15 protein-coding genes and 3 pseudogenes (1 of these 18 running past the window's edge) are annotated in these 20,138 nt (G+C 33.5%); 11 read left to right on the top strand and 7 right to left on the bottom strand.

Annotated features, from left to right (window positions below; genetic code table 11):
• Together AASI_RS02485 and AASI_RS07980 are read right to left on the bottom strand one after the other, a co-directional pair.
• On the bottom strand, positions 1 to 375 hold the 5' portion of the coding sequence (locus AASI_RS02485) for an IS6 family transposase (RefSeq protein ID WP_012472658.1). It extends 333 nt beyond the left edge of the window; only the first 375 of its 708 coding nucleotides appear in the window; it begins with the start codon at positions 373 to 375; the stop codon falls past the left edge of the window.
• 442 nt (positions 376 to 817) lie between these two features.
• Positions 818 to 1,497, bottom strand: a protein-coding gene (locus AASI_RS07980) for an IS1 family transposase (protein ID WP_148204921.1) whose coding sequence is annotated in 2 segments (ribosomal slippage) — positions 818 to 1,179 and positions 1,179 to 1,497 — 681 coding nt in all. Because the reading frame shifts where the segments join, the coding sequence is not laid out codon by codon here.
• Between the two features lie 85 nt (positions 1,498 to 1,582).
• Here AASI_RS07980 and AASI_RS02500 point away from each other — a divergent pair.
• The 4 genes from AASI_RS02500 to AASI_RS02515 all read left to right on the top strand — a co-directional run bounded on the left by AASI_RS02500 (position 1,583) and on the right by AASI_RS02515 (position 6,292).
• Positions 1,583 to 2,686: a hypothetical protein gene (locus AASI_RS02500; RefSeq protein ID WP_012472660.1), complete on the top strand. Its 1,104-nt coding sequence runs from the start codon at positions 1,583 to 1,585 to the stop codon at positions 2,684 to 2,686.
• Between the two features lie 160 nt (positions 2,687 to 2,846).
• A complete protein-coding gene (locus tag AASI_RS02505; protein ID WP_012472661.1) occupies positions 2,847 to 4,496 on the top strand; it encodes an ArnT family glycosyltransferase in 1,650 nt (549 codons plus the stop codon).
• A 213-nt stretch (positions 4,497 to 4,709) separates the two neighbouring features.
• The gene (locus AASI_RS02510) at positions 4,710 to 5,672 is read left to right on the top strand and encodes a class I SAM-dependent methyltransferase (RefSeq protein ID WP_012472662.1); all 963 of its coding nucleotides are present in this window, start codon (positions 4,710 to 4,712) and stop codon (positions 5,670 to 5,672) included.
• Positions 5,673 to 6,031: 359 nt separating this feature from the next.
• Complete coding sequence (locus AASI_RS02515) at positions 6,032 to 6,292, top strand: hypothetical protein (RefSeq protein WP_012472663.1); 261 nt, start codon at positions 6,032 to 6,034, stop codon at positions 6,290 to 6,292.
• A gap of 153 nt (positions 6,293 to 6,445) precedes the next feature.
• On the opposite strand, the pseudogene AASI_RS02520 reads toward AASI_RS02515, so the two are convergent.
• Positions 6,446 to 6,700 (bottom strand): annotated as a pseudogene (locus AASI_RS02520) (transposase family protein); the annotation flags it as partial.
• Between the two features lie 352 nt (positions 6,701 to 7,052).
• Between AASI_RS02520 and AASI_RS02525 the strand changes: the two are divergent.
• Entirely contained in the window at positions 7,053 to 8,084 is a 1,032-nt protein-coding gene (locus tag AASI_RS02525) for an IS110-like element ISCaa7 family transposase (RefSeq protein ID WP_012472370.1), read from the top strand.
• Between the two features lie 54 nt (positions 8,085 to 8,138).
• On the opposite strand, the pseudogene AASI_RS07985 reads toward AASI_RS02525, so the two are convergent.
• A pseudogene (locus tag AASI_RS07985) lies at positions 8,139 to 8,721 on the bottom strand (transposase family protein); the annotation flags it as partial.
• Positions 8,722 to 9,156: 435 nt separating this feature from the next.
• Here AASI_RS07985 and AASI_RS09190 point away from each other — a divergent pair.
• Positions 9,157 to 9,285: a hypothetical protein gene (locus AASI_RS09190; protein ID WP_262481534.1), complete on the top strand. Its 129-nt coding sequence runs from the start codon at positions 9,157 to 9,159 to the stop codon at positions 9,283 to 9,285.
• Between the two features lie 366 nt (positions 9,286 to 9,651).
• Positions 9,652 to 14,097: a tetratricopeptide repeat protein gene (locus tag AASI_RS02540; RefSeq protein ID WP_012472666.1), complete on the top strand. Its 4,446-nt coding sequence runs from the start codon at positions 9,652 to 9,654 to the stop codon at positions 14,095 to 14,097.
• Positions 14,098 to 14,183: 86 nt separating this feature from the next.
• Here the strand turns inward: AASI_RS02540 and AASI_RS02545 are convergent, their stop codons facing one another.
• The 3 genes from AASI_RS02545 to pdhA form a co-directional block, all read right to left on the bottom strand.
• The gene (locus tag AASI_RS02545; protein WP_012472667.1) at positions 14,184 to 15,248 is read right to left on the bottom strand and encodes a hypothetical protein; all 1,065 of its coding nucleotides are present in this window, start codon (positions 15,246 to 15,248) and stop codon (positions 14,184 to 14,186) included.
• Positions 15,249 to 15,703: 455 nt separating this feature from the next.
• Complete coding sequence (locus tag AASI_RS02550) at positions 15,704 to 16,270, bottom strand: tetratricopeptide repeat protein (RefSeq protein ID WP_187146289.1); 567 nt, start codon at positions 16,268 to 16,270, stop codon at positions 15,704 to 15,706.
• A 142-nt stretch (positions 16,271 to 16,412) separates the two neighbouring features.
• Positions 16,413 to 17,450 carry a pyruvate dehydrogenase (acetyl-transferring) E1 component subunit alpha gene (gene pdhA / locus AASI_RS02555; protein ID WP_012472670.1) on the bottom strand — a complete coding sequence of 346 codons (1,038 nt, stop codon included), beginning with the start codon at positions 17,448 to 17,450 and terminating at the stop codon, positions 16,413 to 16,415.
• A 78-nt stretch (positions 17,451 to 17,528) separates the two neighbouring features.
• On the opposite strand from pdhA, the gene recF reads away from it, so the two are divergent.
• The 4 genes and pseudogenes from recF (at position 17,529) to AASI_RS09195 (ending at position 20,067) form a co-directional block, all read left to right on the top strand.
• Positions 17,529 to 18,641: a DNA replication/repair protein RecF gene (gene recF, locus AASI_RS02560; protein WP_012472671.1), complete on the top strand. Its 1,113-nt coding sequence runs from the start codon at positions 17,529 to 17,531 to the stop codon at positions 18,639 to 18,641.
• Between the two features lie 207 nt (positions 18,642 to 18,848).
• Positions 18,849 to 19,509, top strand: a pseudogene (locus AASI_RS07990) (IS1 family transposase).
• Positions 19,510 to 19,603: 94 nt separating this feature from the next.
• Positions 19,604 to 19,924 carry a phospholipase C/P1 nuclease family protein gene (locus AASI_RS07590; RefSeq protein WP_052290795.1) on the top strand — a complete coding sequence of 107 codons (321 nt, stop codon included), beginning with the start codon at positions 19,604 to 19,606 and terminating at the stop codon, positions 19,922 to 19,924.
• A gap of 17 nt (positions 19,925 to 19,941) precedes the next feature.
• Positions 19,942 to 20,067: a hypothetical protein gene (locus AASI_RS09195; RefSeq protein WP_262481535.1), complete on the top strand. Its 126-nt coding sequence runs from the start codon at positions 19,942 to 19,944 to the stop codon at positions 20,065 to 20,067.
• The last annotated feature ends 71 nt before the right edge of the window (positions 20,068 to 20,138 follow it).

The following is a 20,138-nucleotide window of genomic DNA, read 5'->3' on the forward strand; positions in this document are numbered from 1 at the left end:
AATAGAGCTCAAAGCTTTACCTAAGAACCTCTTAGCTGCATTACTATTTCTGGTAGTGGATAGATAAAAATCTATGGTATTACCTGCTTGATCTAATGCTCTATAAAGGTATACCCATTTCCCTTTAACTTTAAGATAGGTTTCATCTACCCTCCAGCTATGTCCAAAAGTAGGCTTCCAATACCATTTGAGTTTAACTAATATCTTTGGAGCATAGAACTGAATCCATCTATAAATTGTACAATGGTCCACTTTTACGCCTCTTTCAGATAGCATTTCTTCTAAATCGCGATAGCTTACCCCATATTTACAATACCATCTTACTGCCCATATGATTATATCGTATTTGAAGTGGCGTCTTTTGAAGATGTTCATTTTCTTACTTTTTGGTTAGCCCAATACAATTTACCTCCCTTAACTACTATTTGCAACAGGGCCCTAATACTGCTATAGGGGTCCCATCATGAAAGGGAATATAAAGCCCGTTAAGACTTAGCCGAAGCAGGAAGATATCTATAAGGGGGTATGAATAGTCAGAATATAGATACTCCGATTATGGGTTGTAAACGTAAACTCCTAATAGGAATAGTTGTCCACTATCCACTATGTTATAAATTCATGGACAGTAAAAAACTGCTATAATTTATTGTCTAAAAAATCGTATTCCATTGCATTAGTGGGCACTTATTCTAATAATCGATTTACTAGACACATTTCACTATGATAACCTGTGGCTGTGCACACATTTTTCAACCAGCCAACAAGCACTCCGGTATTCAAATCAAAGCTTTAGCATATGATCTAAATATTGGTATTGTTAAATTAAGATAGGCAGCTGATTATTTAGCTTGGCCATTAGCAGGTTGAGCGATTTTTCTATCATGTGCACCTGTTTGCTATAGCATTTTCCTTTACGCTTAAATCTTGCTAAATAGTGCCTCATTAAGCTATTATATCCTTCCACTGTATATGTTTCTGATTTGCTTTGTCGGTGTTTATCTTTTGGAATAAACTGCTCATAACTTTTCCAATAGTCACTACAATACAGCTTGCCTATATCCTTGACGCGCTCCCATAACTTCAGTCCGGTTTGTGTCGAGCGATCTCCACACACATATGATATAAAACGCTTGCTCAATCTATCAACAGCTATCCATATCCAGCAGTAGACTTTTTTGAACCCACATATGTGTGTATTTCATCCATCTCGACTATATCTACTTGATCTTGGCTTTCTGGTAAACTTACTTGATCTCCACATGCTTTTACCCATTGATAGACTGTTCCATAGCTTATGTTGAGTATACGCCCTATAGCTCGAAATCCTAATCCTTCTAAGTATAATTGCAACGCTTTTCGCTTAGTAGATACAGGTTTAACATCTGATTTGTGGCTAACTGTGTAACGGAAACGGCAACTTTTACACTGGTAGTGCTGTCTACCTCTAACAATTCCATCTTTACAGCTTTGAGTATTATTACATCGAGGACAGTTCATACTTTTTCCTCTAACTTACTAATTCTATCCTAATTTAACAATACCTAAATATTTATTAATATGTGTGCTTACTAAACATTCCAATATGAAAAAACGTTACTTTTTACCTCTGCCAATAATGGTATGCTTTTTACTCCTAAGCTTGTTTTTACAAAGTTGTGGCGGTCCAACCAATTTACCTATCCAAGTAGAAGAGGAACCAGCAGACACTATAGAACTAGAAGAAGGGCAAGAGCAAGGGAGAAGAAAAGGGGCAAGAATTGAAATAGGAGAAGGACAGGAACAAGCTATCGGCTGGTTGCATGAATTAGAAGGTTTAGACAAAGAAAAGGAGAAAGAGGAGCCCATGAAGCACCTAGTTGATAAGGATTTAGCAGATCGAAACTTAATGGAAGATTTCTCAAATCCGACTGAACAAGGCTTAAAACGGCCAGTCGTTCTTAGGGTTTCAAGTAACTCAGATACTGAAGGACGCCAACGAAAGAAGAGGAGATCCGAAGAGATTCGAGAAAATCCGTTCGAAAGATGTCCAGAAGAAATCACGTTTATGATTTTAGAACTTGCTGCCAGGAGTAATTACTTAAGCGATGGTAATACAGGTAGCCTAAGACTTGTTTGTCGAGATTGGCAGGGCATCATGGAGCAAAAACAAATGAAGAAATCCATTGCTTCAATTAAACATGAATACATCTATCAAAAGTTCTTGAAAGGGGTGTTGGTTTATAGACCAGATGGAGAAAGCGACGAGGGGCGTATTGATCTTCCGATAGCGTCATTGGTAAACCCATTAGAGGGTACGTTTGATTTATCGCAGTGCGGGGATACAGGTGAATACTTGAGCATATCGACGGGATATCGGAAGGGAAAGAAAGTGGAGAATACAAACAAGCTGGAAATATGGTTAACGCCACGGTTTTTGGTGGAAAAGGAAATTAACGGAAGCGCCCAGCATTTTAAGAAGATATTTCCGAGCAAGTGGCCAGAGAAAGCCTCCATCGGTATTTTATGGACGTTGGGTAAATGGGATAAGATGAGACGGTATGATTATTTGACAGACCATAAAATGGAGGAGCTGGGTAATGATAATTTATATGAAAAGCACGGCTACACTCCTGGAGATGAACCGCACCAATACATGTGTAAGGAAATCTATGCAACAAGGAAATTTCATGTTCATTTTGTGAACTAAAATCAGGGCTTTACGATATTACCGCAGCCATGCATCCAAAAAATGCTTGGTGTCTTATAAGAAATTAAAGTATTAATTTTACTTCCAAACAAAAATATTAGTTTGATTTTTCAACCAACATTTATTTTATACAGATAAGTTATAGACTTATCATAAGCCTTTGAGAAAGATATCCTTAAATACAAGTAGCAATTGCTGGCATCTTATTCTATTAACAGTAATAGGTAGCATTGCTTTTTTTCCATTTCTAGGTAGCATACATCTATTTGATTGGGATGAGATCAATTTTGCTGAAGCAGCACGCGAAATGATTGTTACAGGCAACTATAGCCAGGTACAAATTAATTTTGAGCCTTTTTATGAAAAGCCTCCTTTGTTTTTCTGGTTACAAGTATTAAGTATGAGGGTATGGGGTGTCAATGAGTTTGCTGCGCGCTTCCCTAATGCACTATTTGGCGTATTCACTTTGCTGACCCTTTATATAATTGGTAAACATTATAAAAACAGTCGGTTTGGGTTATTTTGGTCTTTCATGCATTTGAGTGCATTATTACCTCATTTCTATTTTAAAACAGGCATTATCGATCCTGTATTTAACTACTTTATTTTTGTGGGTATCTTTTGTTTAGCAAAGTTAATGGACTCAACTGATCGCCATGCTATCTTATGGTCTTTATTAGGAGGAAGTGCTATAGGCTTAGCTATGCTTACTAAAGGACCTGTTGGTTTATTATTACCAATGTTAACTATTGTAATTTATTGGATTGGAAGTAATTGTAAGCGAATTATAAGTTGGCAAGCGTTACTCCTTTTTACTTTAACAAGTTTATTGCTTCCTTTGATTTGGTTTGGTTATGAAACGTATCAAAATGGAATTTATTTTATCAAGTCCTTTTTAATTTATCAGTTAGAGCTATTTAATCAACCTGTAGCAGGGCATGGACAGCCCTTTTATTATCACTTTATAGTTGCCTTTCTAGGATGCTTTCCTGCATCTGTTCTTGCATTCAGTAAACTTTTTAAAACTACCAAGCAGGAAAGGCATAACCTGTTTTATATAATGCGAATACTCTTTTGGGTTGTTATGCTGTTGTTTAGTATAGCTAGCACTAAGATTGTACATTATTCTTCCATGACTTATTTTCCTATTAGCTTTTTTGCTGCGCACTATTTATGCCGTTTAGAACAGAAAAAAATTATACCTTCGTATACTATACATATTCTTCTAATAATAGTAGGTGTCTTAATAGCTGCTTTGCTGATTGCTTTGCCTATTATAGCGTTATACAAAGAGTTCTTATATAGCTATATAAAAGATGAATTTACGTTAGCTTGTATATCTTTGCCAGTACCTTGGAGCTTAATAGATTGTTCTGTTGGTATAAGTTATCTATTATTAATGGGTGCAGCCTATTACTTTTTTAAAAAATGTATCCCTTTATATTTTGCAGGCTGGTGTAGTATGGCAACAACAGTTTGTTTAATGCTAGGAATCATTTTAATAGTGCCTAAGATTGAGATACATACACAAAGGACTGCCATTAAATTTTATAAAAGCTTGGCGGGAAAGCCTGTGTATGTTACCACAGTTGGATTTAGAAGCTACGCTCCATTTTTTTATTTTCAACAACCTAAAGAAACTGTCATTACTGCTAAACAGTTCAACGGACTACTGACAGGAGAGCTCGATAACCCAGCTTATTTTGTAGTAAAAATAAATGATAGAGCTAAGTTAGAATGCTATTCTAATATTGTATTTATTAAAACAGAAGGTGGTTTTGCTTTTTTTAGGCAGGATAATGCTAAATGAAATAGAAATTATAAGCAAAATGGAATTACTGTATAGCAATTTTAAGTATTAAGAATTACAAGAAAGTTGTTATACCGGGAGAATTAGCAGTCAGCAGTCAGCAAAAATAGTTTTTATAACTAACTTTGGTAAAAATTATAACGTTTTAAATTAGAAAATCATATGAAGAAGCCTTGTGTTACAGTCAATAAGAGGTTTATATATATAATAAATATGTTTATAGTACTGACAAGCTTTAGCTGCTCATGCTCGACAGACAGTCCTTCTACCAGCCATCCTACTATAAACCTTCCTTACCCTAAGCAAGAAGAACCCGAGTTAACACTACTCGAGAAGCAAATAAGAAATGTAAGAAATTACATAAGCACGCTTTCGCAATCATACTTGGTCTTGGGTGTTAGTAATGAGGAGTCGGATATAAATGAACGCTTTAACTCATGCTATATCTTTCTTAATGGCGACCACAAAGACCTTACCGATAAGAGGATTCTTTCTGTTAACTTTAATAATCTTAAAGATCTTGAGCAGCTAGCAAACGGCTTAAATCAAGCTTTTGACAAAATTATTTTAGATGATTCTTGTTTTAAGTTCACTAATTGGTATATCACTCATATAAAAAAATTTAAAAAGCTTTTAAAACCCGGTGGGAAATTTATTTTTGGCCCTTCTCTAACCATAGGACTAAATTTCTACTGGAATGAGACAACACAAGAAGAAATAATACAGAATATTGAAAAAGGTTCTTTATGGTTGGATAATATGCGTAGCAGACTAATTACAGATACAATAATTCCTTATAGATTGCCTACTCAAAAAGATGCTTACCAGAGTGAAGTTCAAACTTTATTTAATAAGTGTAAACAAATTCTTTCTATTGAGGATGAAAATCTGCGCAATAGTAAGTATAGAGAGTTAGGTTTAGCATATTATTATGCTGATGAAATTCTAAAAGATGACAATATGTTAAAAAATAAAATTGAAGAGGAGGTGAACTCAAAACATTTTAAAGAAAGGTTGTTAAAAGATGTAATTGTTCCAAAAAATCATGTTTATATTCTAGAAAAAGTATTCGGAAAGGGGAATATACAAGTAGAATATTACCAGCCACTACCTTTTAAAAGCCACTGGGCTGAAAAGCAAGAGGTCCTTATTACTGCAACAAGAAGTTTAGAATAGTAAATAGGCTAAGTAATCTTTTAAATAGTTGTGTTTTTGAGCGATACATATATACTCACAGTATTATGCTACGATTACAGCAAATGTATATTGTGTCGTGAGCACCCCTATATTATTGGAATACTTTCTCAAGCTAGTATCGTCCTTCTTTGGCTTTTTGACTTATAATATTTTTGTATATATCACTATTTTTGATGGGCCTGTTATATAGGATCAGCATCCTTTTCTATATCATTAGCCACTAGGTATAATATGTCCTATGTATTATTCTTATTGTTAACTTGCGATAGTTTTTGCCATTAACTTAGCGCCTTTATGGTAGATTATCTATACTAAATTTAAAAATACCTTATCTTATTATGGCAATAGGAGGTATAGGAGGAGCTTACACCCAAGACAAAGAAAAAAGGCTTTCTGCTCTTCCTGAAATGTTGGATGAAATAACAAAAATCATACAAAAATATAATGTAAAGCTTATAAGAGTTGAAAATAATAAAGATGCTTCTTATGAAATAGATTTAAGAAGACACTTAGCAGAAAATTTTATTCAAGCAGAAGTGCAAGGTTATAACCAAGGATTGGAACTAATAGATAAAACAGAATCAAAACACTCAGAATGAAGAAGCACAAGCTATTGGAAAAGCTACCCGTATTATATCATCTCTATTAAATTAAGGAATCACCAAGTTATTAGAGCTTCTGCGAAAGAGATAAAATAGAGTAGGAATTTGAATAAAACAGAGAGAGAATCTTGCCAGTAGCGATGCTATTTGTTAAAAAGCATGCTTGAAGTTTATCATACCCGCTATAATATTAAAGCGCAGGTTATATTTGTTCTCAAAGTTACGGTAAACTTCTGACATAATCTTAAACACCTTGATCTCTCTTATCTTATGCTCCACCTTCATACGTATGGAGGATAGCTTTCTGTTATGTTCTTTCTGCTCTTTGGTTAATGGCCGCTTACGGCTCTTTTTATAGGGAATCATGACATTGCTCTGTAGTTTTTGCCAGCCTTGATAGCCCGTTAGACTTGTAGTGTAAATTAATAGCTAATATAAACCTTAGTCTTAGTCTTTAAATAACAACACTATAATAATAGATATAATATAAATCAATTGTTATAATTATAAGTTGTCCACATGAGCAAAGCTTGGAAGATACTCATAAGTTAGACTTTTGAATGGATAGATAATTTTTGAAATAAATAAAACTAACACACTACAAGGGGGCACTTTAACTTGATAGCGAGGCTTTGAAGCCTATATTGTGATACAATCCCCCTTGTGTTAGTTACAGGTTAAAATTCATATAGAAATTGAGGCCTTAAAGCTTATTATCACGGGTTTGAATAATAACATGCATTGTGTTAGCTAATACATGTTAAACCATTTAATACTAGTAAATTATATGCAATATACCCACATTCTTGGCATAGATATATCTAAAAAAACGATTGATGTAGCATTGAGCCAAAATAAAGCCAACGATTCTATTGTATCCCATAAGTTTACTAATAACTTAAAAGGTTATCAAGCTTTGATAGCTTGGCTTAAAAAACATAAGGCTCCAATTGAACAAATCCTTGTATGCCTAGAAAACACCGGAATCTACCATCGGTCTTTGGTAAGTTTTCTTCAAAGCCACCAAGCTTTCATATGGGTAGAAAACGCTACTTCCATTAAATGGAGCAATGGAGTACAAAGAGGTAAAAGTGATCAAATAGATGCTCAAAGAATTTGTTTTTACGCTTTTAGGAATCAAGATAAAGCTCGCCAATTCTCAACTAAAGATGAGTCTTTGCAACAAATAGATGATTTATCTGCTCTTAGAGAACGTTTAATCCAAGCTAGAGTAGCCTTGCTAGCACCTATTAAAGAACTTAGAGAGACTGGGTTGAAAAAAAATGCAACTATGTTAGAAGAATCCTCTAAACAAACTTTAGCTAGCCTGGAGAAAGAAATAAGAGCAATAGAGGATAAGATAAAACAGATTATTCAGCAACAAAAGGAATTAGAAAACAAGTATCAGATCATACGTTCTGTACCTGGAGTAGGCTTTGTAACAGCTATTCATCTGATGATTTATACTCATAATTTTAAGCGATTTGATAATGCTAAACAATTAGCTTGTTATGCTGGAGTAGCTCCTTTCGAATATAGTTCAGGAAGTAGCATTAGAGGAAGAACTAAAGTACATCCGATGGCCAATAAAACTTTAAAAACTTCCTTACACATGTGTGCCTTAAGCTCAATTAGAAATAATGTTGAAATGAAGGAGTATTATGAGAAAAAAGTAAAACAAGGAAAAAATAAGATGAGTGTTATTAATGCTATAAGAAATAAAATACTACTTAAGGTGTTTGCTTGTGTTAGAGATGGAAAAATGCATGAGTATAAACAAGTAGCTTAAGGAGGTTATGGATAAAAGTAAACTGATAATTTTTTAAAGGTTGCTTTTATCATAGAAATCACTATCTGCTAGCTTTAAGCTTTCTTTAGGTAAGAGTTTTTCTCCTTTACGGATTTTAAAGTCATGCACTTTTCCTTTATGAGATTTGGATACAGAGAGTATTTTTCCATCTTCTCCCATCACTATCTCTGTTTTTATAGTATGTCTCTTTTTCTTGCCTGAATATGATTTCTTTTGCTTTTTACTAGGTCTTTGCGTAGGCTGTTCACTCACATCTGCTAATATGCGCAATACCTTATCTGAGGTTAAGCTGCGATCTTTTTTAATGCTAATCTTCTTAGCTAGTAATGGCTCCATTTTTCGCGAGCAAGCGGCATATGTTAGCGTTGTGTAAGTTAAACAAATAGCCTAAAAACACATGGCTAATATAAGTGCGATAATACATGAGTACACAGAGCAATTTATCTTCCAAGGTAGGTAAATGACTCATCCTACCATGGCGCAGCTTGCTTGATTCTAACTCTTCAAAGAGAGGCCTTACTTTTAAAACTAATTGCTCAAAGGTTTCTAGTCTCAAGCCAGTTATTCTTCTAAAGTTATAGGGATATTTGCTTATCCTCGCGTACGTTAAATGCATACTTATTCCTTTTATATAATAAGAATTACATCTTAACCCTTTTTATCTTCTTTGTCAACCTTTTTCGCAGCAGTTCTATTATTAGTCAAAATGCTTTTTTGGGCGACATTAATTCAATACCAAGAAATAATTTTAATTACAAATTTTTTTCCAACTTGAATCCGTTACAATTCCCCCAGATACAAAAAATATAGACATGATGACAGAGCAGATGCTGCAGCAAGCGCTATATCTTATTTATATAAAAAGCGAGGGCTCTGTTGCAAATAGGAGTTTTAGAGCTATTAGGCATAATTTATTAGTCCTTTAAACTCTAAAATCATACTTTTTTCTCTTAATAAGCTTGCATTATTTCCTATTTGCAATAGAGCCGCTTATAATGACCAATTTATTAGTAATCGTTCAGCTCAGGTAGCTGAATATATTGCTAAAGACATGGGTTTACTGACAGCCAGAGAAATACAACTCCTAAAGCATAAAGAAAAACGAGTAGAATATTCCGACGTGCAGTATATTAAACAGTTAGCCAAAGCCACTTTAGAACAGAGAGAGGTTGATTCGTAGATAAATTTTAATCAGGAAGGAAACCAAGAAAACTTTTGAATTGAAGTTTAACACAATAAGAATGGTAATTTTCAAGGTCTGTGGTTTTATGCTGTAGAGCTTAAATTTAAGGCTAGCCAAATAAATCTAACTTGGAATATATACTAGAACATTAGGTAGCTATCGACTAAAATAAATCTAAAGGTATACGAATAAAATCCTAGAATTTATCATGATCAAGTATTTATTTTGTCCTTCTATATAGATAGACATATATATCTATTTATTGTATATGTAAATGACATATATAACTTTGAAAATTACCTATTCATACCTTATTTTATAATAAGAATACTTCCTTCGTAATCTAAATTCCTTAGCAATATCATGCCTTTAGATAAGAACTTTAAAAATCAGTTTATTAATTATACAACGCATGCAGTAATAGTATGCATTCTAGTGTTGAGCATCCCATTAGAAAGTTGTTCTGAAAACATCAGTTTTCCTTTTAGTAAGTCATCAGCTATACAAAAAATAGAGCCTACAGAGAAAGAAGATTTTTCAGAAGAGGTTCAAATAACCTCGATCGATCATTCAAATACCTCCTATATATATGATCTATATAGTGCAACTACAATTAATAACCTAAGTAATAATTCAGAAAAAGCTGATAGAAATAGAGAGGAATTTGATTTATTCTCTAAAAAAGATATAGGAGACACGAGAATACTTCCTAGAGAGGAGAAGGAAAATACAGTAAAGACACAAAAGCAATTAGAAGAAAGAACCTTTAAAACAAGGAAAGGAGGATATACTATTAGATTTTATAAACGAAGCGAAAAATGGATAGCAAAAGTTACAGATTATGATAAAAAAGAATATGATTTACCAGCTTTTTTAAGCGAAGAAGATATAAAATATCTAATTTATTCCGTTCCTACTACCATAAGCTCCATACAAGTTATCTTGCCTACTACTTCCAAAGAAGGTTATGTTTATGTGGGCATTTTGGTAGGAGGTATGAAAAGAAAAGAACCAGAGAAAGAAGAAGAGGAAGATAGTAATGTTCCTCAAGAACCTAGTACTAATAATAAATCAGCAATTTCTAGTTCAAGCACAGCATCTGCTCCGAGGAAAAGGCCTCTAAGTCTGAAATTAGGGAAGAAACCAGAACTAAAAAAAGTACAACCTAATACAGAAAAAGAAGAAAAGGAAGATAGTAATGTTCCCCAAAAACCTAATACTAACAATAAAACATCAATTGTTATTTCAGATATTATTACAAAAACGAGACCCGCATCAACGGGCCGTCTAAGTTTAAGCAGGAACAGGAACAAGAATACAGAACTAAATAAAATCAAGCAAGAAAGCCAATTAACGCAGACCTCTCCAATTACTGCGCCTTCTAGCACTGCTACGATCTCGAACGAGGAAAGAAGAACAGAGGAAAAAAGAAAAGAGAAAGCAGATGATGAAAAAGCAGGAGGAACGCTTGGTTCTTCTATAAAATTCCCAGAGGATTTATATTATGGCGATAATGATATTACTGATTTTATTGAAATTTTCTTTAAAAACCATTCAATTTACAAGTATTTCCAGAATAATAATTACCTACTTTCTTCAAGCATAGATACATTTTCTCCTATTGTTGATGAACAAGATAGGCGTGCTTATATCGTTGCAATTAGCCCTGCCATTGATAGAACAGGTCTAAGTCGTACGCAAAACCTTAGGACAGGAGGTACTGCTTCCAACACCAATATTGATTACTGGCTTGATAAAAGCACGCATCCAAAAGATACACCAGAAAAGTTATTAGAAGAATTATTAGATTTTGATCTTTCCTTAGAAAGAAATCCATATGGTGCATTACTTGCAAAAATAGAAGAGGTACAACCTAATTCAGACCGAGTAAAGTTTATTGACAAGATTGTTGAAGAAACAGGAGAAGGTGTTGAAAAAATTATTGCTGGATTTAAACGAAAACTTGATGAAATAAAACAATCTAAACATAATAAAGACATTTTTGATGAATTGATGCCTGCTTTTCTTAAAGGAGACGCTTCTTATGCAAAAGTTTTAATTCCTTATAATTTAACTCAATCTCACTGGCTAACAGGAGAAATTTGCATTCATAGAGAAGATAACAGCTATCAAGTTGAAATTTTTGCTCATGATCCTATGGGTGGTGGAAAAATGGAAGATGAAACTTTTAACAAGCTTCAAAGCGCTATTATAAAAAGAATAAAAGAATGTGATTCAAAAGCCCTAGTAACTTGTGTGAATAAACAAAGTCCTTATCAAGCGCGACGCCAGGCACTAGGAGATAATACTTCCTGTGGAATAATTATTACGGAGGAAATTATTGATCGAATTACAGGAGCTATAAAACCTACCTCTTATCCCATAGGAGTCCCAGATCTTAGGGAACAACATATCAACTTTGTAAAGCACTATAAACCTAAAGCAGCTTTTCTAAGTCGCAATGAACCAAAGCTTGCATATATTAAAGCTAAAGAAAGGCGTCTAACTGATGGTGACTCTTTACAAGCAGAGGAAGAACCGATAACAATAAAGCAGGAAGGAACAATAACACAAGTAGGTATAGGAATGTCAGAATATGGATCCAGTTTATCTGGAGCATTTAATAAAAAGAAGATTTCTGCTACACCTTTTATATCGTTTAAGCTGTCCAGCCAAGAATTACAAGCAGATAGAGAAATACTATATAAGAATGCGCTTAAATGCCGAGAAGAAAACAATGTGCGTAAAGCATTAGAATACGCAATAAGAGCCGCAGATAAAGGTAGTACAGAAGCAAAGAGAATGGTTTCAGAATTAAAAAAAGAGGGAGAAAATATATTTCAAGAAGCTGAAAAATTATTAGCTGAGGGTATAAAAGAAAAAAAAGGAGAAATATTTCAACAAAAAATTAAAGGAGCTATTACTAAATATGAAGATGCTGCCTATTTGGGATATAAACAGGCACAAGTGAAGCTTATAGAATTAAGAGATGGGAAGAGTGGTATGGAATATAGAAAGATTAGAGAATATGTTATTAAGGCAAACGAAGAGGTAGGAAATAAACTCCAAAGTCTTCTTGATTATTATCAATCAAAGCCCAATAATCAATTGCCAGTAAAGGATCACCCATTAAAATTATCAGATTTAATTGTTATGGAATTAGATCTTCAAAAAGCTCCCCAGCGTATTGAATGGGGCGGAGGTTTACCTGGAAATTTACTATATAAACCTTTATTTGAAATGCCCGTTACAGAGAAGTATGAAGACACGGTTATGGTTATTGACCTTGCAGGAAAAGGAGACGATGAAACTGCTTATTGTGTAGCTAAAAGATATAAAGACTATTATTTTATTATGGCAGTAGGAGGAATAGGAGGAGCTTACATCAAAGATAAAGAAAAAAGACTTCCTGCTCTTCCTGAAATGTTGGATGAAATAACAAAAATCATAGAAAAATATAATGTAAGGCTTATAAGAGTTGAAAACAATATAGATGCTTCTTATGAAGTAGTATTAAGAAGACACTTAGCAGAAAATTTTATTCAAGCAGAAGTACAAGGCTATCATCAAGGAGTAGAACTAATAGATAATACAAAATCAAATGCCCAGAATGAAAAAGAAAAAGCTATTGGAAAAGCTACCCGTATTATATCATCTTTAGCATCTCTATTTAAAAATCACCAAGTTATTATTAGCCAAAATGCTTTTTTAGATGATCTTAATTCAATACCAAAAAATAATTTTAATTACAAATTTTTTTTCCAACTCGAATCCGTTATAATTCCCCCAGATACAAAAAAATATAGACACGATGACAGAGTAGATGCCACAGCAAGTGCTGTAACTTATTTATATAAAAAGCGAGAAGAAGGAAAAAAGAAAAAAACAGCATATAAAAATAAGAGATGGTTTCTAGAACTTGCTAGAATGTATAGCCAAGAGAAAAAATTAAAGACTGGAGAAAAACAAATTACAAAAGCTCAAAAAGCTTATAATAATTATGCAGAACAACATAAGAGGGAATATGCCTCCGATTTTGCTGATGATAGTCCTGATTTGGATAAAGAAAGAACTGATACAATGGTTTTATGCGAATGTGAAATGGGGTGGTTGCAGGTAAAGTACTTAGATAAAGAAGAAGAAGGAATACAGAATTTAAATAAAGCAGCGAAAGATAAATATCCCAAAGCGCAATACCGTCTTGCTAAAATTTATCTAAGAAAAAAAGAAAAAGAAGGAATGGATTTTCTTGAAAAGGTTGCAAAGCATGATTCGAAAGCTCAATACCGTCTTGCTAAAATTTATCTAGGACAAGGAAGAAAAGAAGAAGGAATCAATTTTCTAGAAAAGGCTGCAGAGCATAATCTAAAAGCAAAATATAGTTTCGCTACTATGTTTTTTGAAAGTCGTGACGGGGGAACTAGAAAGAAAAAAGCGATAAAATACTTTAAAGACCTAGCAGCTAATACAGAAGCGTTAGAAAAATTGGCCCTTAAGCATCCAGAAATCAACTATAAGCTAGGATGTATATACTATCAAATAGATACATCGGGAAAAATGGAGCCTCGTAAAGCCCTAAACTATTTTCTGAGGTATTTAAATTCAGAAAGCGATATAACTTCACCAACTTATAAGAATGTAGCTTATCAAATAGCTAGAATATATGAATATGCTCAAGGTTTAGATAGTTCTGATTTAGATTTGGCCTTAGAATATTATACCAAGGCAATTGGTTTAGAAGGCAAAGAAGATAAAATACAAAAACGCATAAAAAAGCTAAATGAATATAAAAGTAAAAACGCTGCTTAAAATTTTAATTGATGAATAGAATAATTCTAGAAGCAATATTCATCAACCCTAGAATCAAAAGAAAGGATATATAGTTTACTTATTTTTTAAAAGACCCAAGTTATATTTGGGTAGGTAGATTGTAAAATCGTTTTGCCTGCTTCTGTTAATTCATTATCTTCTAAGCTTACTTTAAATAAGGACTCTGGTCGAGGTAATTTAGCAATTTCCGTAACTACCTCATCTGTTATTTCGTTATAGCTTAGGTTAATTTCATGTACTTTACTACCTGGCAAACACTTCCATAACTCTATGAAATCAGCACTTCCTATCCCCTTTGCTGCTAAAATTATTGCACTGATATTGGTTTTAGCAATATAAGGCCAATATGTTCTAGGCAAATTTGATACCTGTTGCATTATCCGGCAAAAAGGAATGCTTGGTATGTTTTCGAGACTATATTTAACTTTGTTAAAATTTGAATAGCAATAAACACGACTGCTGTATGGATTGAAACAGGTAGATTTTTTGATATTTTCTACTCCAACTAACCCGATTTCTTGACAGTCATTAAAAAATTTATATAAATCAGTATTTGCTTCTATAAGATTCAATATTGATCTAATAGGTAAATATTGAAAGATATTTGTTAGCACTTCATCCTTTTCTTCTTCTTCTCTTTGTTTTAGTATTCTTCTTTTTGCTTCCTCATTTTCTCTTATTGCCTTAAAAAAAGTAATTAGATCCATCGTTTGATCTCTTAATTCACCTTGGTAACTAGAATCAACAATAGGTGATATTTCTTCCATATATTCAGAAGATTCATTTTCTCCTTCTAAATTTGAAAGTTTGTTTTTTTTAGTTTGTGGACATAGTAAGCGTAGTTCTTGTTTTTCTTCTTCTTTTTCTTCTCTTTCTCTTTTACCAATAAGGACCATTGCTTTTTCTGATTCTGAACTGCTAAAATATATACTGCTTCCAGAGGTACTCTGTGTAATTTGTTTACTTTCTGGAGATGTTTTTATGGGTGATACATTTGTAGGTGGAGTAGTGGGTTGAATTGCTTGTCTGCCACCACAACTACCATGACTTTGTAATATTAAACTTATACTTAACAGACTTAGTAGTCTTAATAGTACACGTTTTTTAGAATTCTTGTGAAATATTTTCATAATGATAATAATTGTATCACCCTATATTATATTTTATTTACTACACTTACAAGTAAATAAACATTTAATTCCATATTAAAAGAATAGACTGTTTAAGTGTTTCACAAACGGACCGGGCTGTTGAAAAAGTCTTTATTGAGTATTCTTTAAGAAAATTAAAAAATGAAAGATAAGCATATAAAAGATGCTTGATTAGCCTTTTAATATTTTGCACACTGGCAACCATGTATGCTTGTATTTGTACTTTTTCGGGCTCTGTTGCAAATAGGAGTAGGCATAATTTATTAGCCCTTTAAACTCTAAAATTATACTTTTTTCTCTTAATAAGCTTGCATTATTTCCTATTTGCAACAGAGCTTAAGTTTATAATATAATTATGCGATCCCTTGTAGAATATTATACAATTATAAACTATAAGAATTCACTTACTGAGCTATTAACTTCAATAAATATTTTTACATTAAAGCCTCCAGCCTATCTATATGCTTCTTAGCTTCTGTATACAGAGAAGATTTTGTATACTCTTTTGCAATCTTTTGATAGCATTTCAAAGCATTCCTGTAGTCCTTTTGTGCTTCATATGCTATAGCTGCCTTTACTAAATAGATTGGAGAAAAAACCTCATTGGGTTTATATTCAGCAGCCTTTTTATAATATTGTACTGCTTGCGAATAAGATTGCTGCTCCACTAAAGCGTCTCCAATTAGTGACCAAGCACGTGCTTGTAAGAGGTAATCTTTAGCTTTAAACTTTTTTAGATGCTGAATGGCCTCTTCATAATTTGTCTGTTGCATATAACATACACCTGAATAGAAATGAGCTAAATTAGCAGCTTGTGTAATTCCATAGGTCTGTATAATATCTAGAAATCCTGCATGAGTATCATCTCCTTGTAATGCTTTAGTATATTCGCCTGCTTCAAATTCATAAACTGCCTGGAACATTTCATCTTGTGCAGCAGCCTCCTTTTTTACTTTCTGATAATTCCATATCAATATGCTGGCTCCTAATATGCTTAGCATACTTATAAGAAAAACTAATCTCTTTTTATTGTGCTCTATGTATGATATAACAGATGTCATGCTCGGTTTAATTTATATTTACTAACTTTTAATGCGTGTATAAAAATAGCCTCAAAAAGTGATGGCTAAGAAATTTGTTTATTTAATTATTCAAAAATGGATAATCTCTTTGTACATATACATCCTGATAAGCTTCTTCAGGATTAGGAAAATCTGACTCTTCTGCAAACTTAACGGCTGCAATTATTTCTTGATTGATCCTTTCATCAATACCTGAAATTTCTTCTTCACTGGCTATTCGGTTAACTAGTATAGTATTTCGAACTGCTTCTATAGAATCTCTCTGCCTGTGTGTTTCTAATTCTTCTTTGTCTCGGTAAGTAGCAGGATCAGATATAGAATGTCCTTTGTAACGATAAGTTTTAAATTCTAATAAGCTAGGTATACCTTTTCTAGCTCTTTCTGCCGCCTGAGAAACTGCTTCATGCACTTTTTCTACTTCCATTGCTTGTACAGCTTCTGAGTACATATCATAAGCACTACCCAGTTTATAGAGTTCAGTAAGATTGGAGCTTCGTTGTACAGAAGTACCCATAGCATAGCCATTATTTTCTATAACAAAAATAACAGGCAGTTCGTATAGCATGGCTAAATTAAGTGCTTCATGAAAAGCCCCTTGCCGCACAGCTCCATCGCCCATAAAGGTAATGCATAAGTTATTAGTTCCTTTATACTTTTCAGCAAAAGCAATACCTACACCCAAAGGAATTTGTCCTCCTACAATACCATGTCCACCAAAAAAATTCTTTTCTTTATCAAAAATATGCATAGAACCACCCTTCCCTTTAGATATACCAGTAGCCCTACCATATAATTCGGCCATAATGTATTTAACATCAGTACCTAAGGCAATAGGGTGCGCATGATCTCTATAGGCTGTAATATATTTGTCGCCTGGCTGAAGTGCAGTCACCGCTCCAGCAATACAAGCTTCTTGTCCATTGTATAGATGGCAAAAACCTTTAATTTTTTGCTGTCCATATAATTGTCCTGATTTTTCCTCAAATTTTCGCATCAATAGCATACGCTCATACCAAAAAAGATAGATTTCTTTGGAATAAGCTAAGGAAGATTGTTCTTGCAATCCACTTGCTTGTTTAGTTTTGGTAGCTGCTGCCATCATGTTAATCATATCAATTCTTTAAAGGTTTATGCATCAAGATTCAAAATTAAAGAAAAAACATGTAATATAGCATGTATGTTACTTCGAAAACTCAGGTGTTACCATTTTAAGAATTATGATTCTATTGAGTTAAGTTTTGCGACCCAGTTAAACTGTATAGTAGGAGCTAATGGGGCCGGTAAAACTAACTTACTAGATGCTATACACTATTTATCCCTTACCAAAAGTGCTTTCAACTCTATTGACTCACAAAATATTCTACATGGTGGAACCCAGATGTCTATACAAGGACATTTTTTTAAGAACGATAAGTCGTATGATGTAAAATGTATTGTTGATAGAGACCAAGGCAAGTCTTTACAAGTAAATGGCAAAGCTTATAAGACGATGCGGGAGCACATTGGTCAATTTCCTATTGTCTTAACTACCCCTTATGATACTGAATTGATACGTAGTACCAGTGAGGTAAGAAGAAAATTTTTTGATGCTATTTTATGTCAGATAGATCCAAATTACCTACATACACTTATACAATATCAACAAATACTAAAGCACAGAAATAGCTTCTTGAAGATGAGCGCTGGGAAATTTAATGTGGATCGTGCGTTAATCAACTCTTATGACACACAACTGCTACCTTTATGCAAACAATTATATGCTGCAAGAAAGGCTTTTGTGGATATTTTCTATCCAATCTTGCAACAACAGTATGAATATTTTGTAGATGCTCCAGAGATAATAGAAATGGGTTATGAATCGGATGCAGATGATCCTGGTTTCGAGCAACGCTTTCTTGATAATATAAAAGAGGACTTGCTGGCCCAGCGCACTATTTTAGGTATTCATAGAGATGATTATGTGTTTATGTTAAATAATTACCCAATTAAGAAGTTTGGTTCACAAGGACAACAAAAGTCATTTATTATTGCACTTAGGTTAGCACAGTTTGCATGTATACATCAGGCTTTAGGTTGTAAGCCATTACTTTTGTTAGACGACATTTTTGATAAGTTAGATGAGCAACGTATTGAAAGACTAGTATATCTTATGGCACAACAGTATTTTGGACAAGTTTGGATAACAGACGCAGGGGGTAAAAGAAGTGCTTCTATTTTAAAAGAAATACAGGCTGACAAGGCCTTATTTAAAATTGAAGGTGGAACGCTTATGCAAAATATAGTCTTGTAATAATTAATTCAAGTTGCTAATGATTAATAGGTAAAAAACAAAAAACATCTGATCTTGTTTTTGTACAAAGTAATAAACCGGAGGTCATTATGATTGATCAATCAATAGCAATATACTCAACATTTATTGACTACTTACTCAAGTGTTTGCATCATCAAGAAGGGTATTGTTAAAATAGTATAGGTTTAGTATTATAGGAGGGAAAAGATGAATTGTCCTAGGTGTAATAGTACCCAGAACCATAAAGATGGGATTGTTAAATGCAGACAGCGTTATAGGTACAAGAGCTGTTATTTTGGTTATACAGTCAGCCAAAGATCAAATATCAAACCCTTACAAACCAAGCGTTTAGCTTTACAATTGTATTTGGAAGGCCTAGGCTTTCGAGCTATTGGAGGCCTGCTTGAAATAAGCTATGGTACAGTCTACCAGTGGGTGAAGGCAGAAGGGGAGAAAGTAAGTCTACCCTCTCCACAAGAGCCAGTAGAAGTAGTGGGGATAGATGAAATCCACACGTATGTAGGCTCAAAAAAAGCCCTGTTGGATATGAATTGCTGTTGATAGGCTTAGTAAACGCTTTCTCTGGTATGTCTGTGGCGATCGATCAAGCCGAACAGGATTAAAGCTATGGGAAAAGATAAAATCCTTAAGCCAACTTTATTGTAGTGATTACTTAAGAAGCTATGGTAAATTTATTCCAAAGAGTAAGCCTCGACAAAGTAAAGCAGAGACATACACTGTTGAGGGGTATAACAGTTTGATTAGGCATTACTTAGCAAGGTTTAAACGTAAAGGAAAATGTTATAGCAAACAGGTGCACATGATTGAAAAATCGCTCAATCTGCTAATGACTAAGCTAAATAATTAATCACCTATATTATTTTAACAATACCCCTAATAAAGATATTGCACAAATTTTAAAACTCTCGTCCGATATAGGGCATTATATTGCTGATGCTAATGTGCCTCTGCATACTACTCAAAACTATAATGGTCAGCTAACAGGACAGGATGGTATTCATGGATTATGGGAAACTCGGTTGCCAGAATTATTTAAAGAGGAATATAACTTTTTCCTAGGTAACGCTACTTATGTTAAAGATCCTCAACAAAGGGCCTGGAAAGCAATTATACAAGCGCATGCTACAGTACCCAACTTGTTGAAGTTAGAGAAAGAATTATCTCAGAATTTTAACACATTGCATAAGTTTAGTTATGAAAAAAGAGGTGTCAGTCTTAAAAAAGTTTATTCTGAAGCTTATGTAAGAGCGTATCATTATTAAAATGGTAGGGCGGGTGGATGACTTGTTGGATAGATGCAGGAGAGGCTGATTTAGATGAATTAATAGGTGTAAGTGTAATGTTGGAAGAAGCAGTTTCCGAAAATAAAAACTTAAAAGTGTTAGTAAGAGAATGTGGTGATTAAGAAGTTAATTAAGAGATCATCTACTTTATTTTTCATGTTTAGTCTATAACTATCATAAAGTTACTGTTTTT

This window comes from Candidatus Amoebophilus asiaticus 5a2 (genome assembly GCF_000020565.1).
GTDB classification, from domain to species: Bacteria; Bacteroidota; Bacteroidia; order Cytophagales; family Amoebophilaceae; genus Amoebophilus; species Amoebophilus asiaticus.

What these genes read in the sequence shown, in the direction of transcription:
- AASI_RS02500 (WP_012472660.1), top strand. Translation starts at nt 1,583, where the DNA reads ATGAAAAAACGTTACTTTTTACCTCTGCCAATAATGGTATGCTTTTTA.
- AASI_RS02510 (WP_012472662.1), top strand. Translation starts at nt 4,710, where the DNA reads ATGTTTATAGTACTGACAAGCTTTAGCTGCTCATGCTCGACAGACAGT.
- AASI_RS02515 (WP_012472663.1), top strand. Translation starts at nt 6,032, where the DNA reads ATGGCAATAGGAGGTATAGGAGGAGCTTACACCCAAGACAAAGAAAAA.
- AASI_RS02525 (WP_012472370.1), top strand. Translation starts at nt 7,053, where the DNA reads ATGTTAAACCATTTAATACTAGTAAATTATATGCAATATACCCACATT.
- AASI_RS09190 (WP_262481534.1), top strand. Translation starts at nt 9,157, where the DNA reads ATGGGTTTACTGACAGCCAGAGAAATACAACTCCTAAAGCATAAAGAA.
- AASI_RS02540 (WP_012472666.1), top strand. Translation starts at nt 9,652, where the DNA reads ATGCCTTTAGATAAGAACTTTAAAAATCAGTTTATTAATTATACAACG.
- AASI_RS02545 (WP_012472667.1), bottom strand. Translation starts at nt 15,248, where the DNA reads ATGAAAATATTTCACAAGAATTCTAAAAAACGTGTACTATTAAGACTA.
- AASI_RS02550 (WP_187146289.1), bottom strand. Translation starts at nt 16,270, where the DNA reads ATGCTAAGCATATTAGGAGCCAGCATATTGATATGGAATTATCAGAAA.
- pdhA (WP_012472670.1), bottom strand. Translation starts at nt 17,450, where the DNA reads ATGGCAGCAGCTACCAAAACTAAACAAGCAAGTGGATTGCAAGAACAA.
- recF (WP_012472671.1), top strand. Translation starts at nt 17,529, where the DNA reads ATGTTACTTCGAAAACTCAGGTGTTACCATTTTAAGAATTATGATTCT.
- AASI_RS09195 (WP_262481535.1), top strand. Translation starts at nt 19,942, where the DNA reads ATGACTTGTTGGATAGATGCAGGAGAGGCTGATTTAGATGAATTAATA.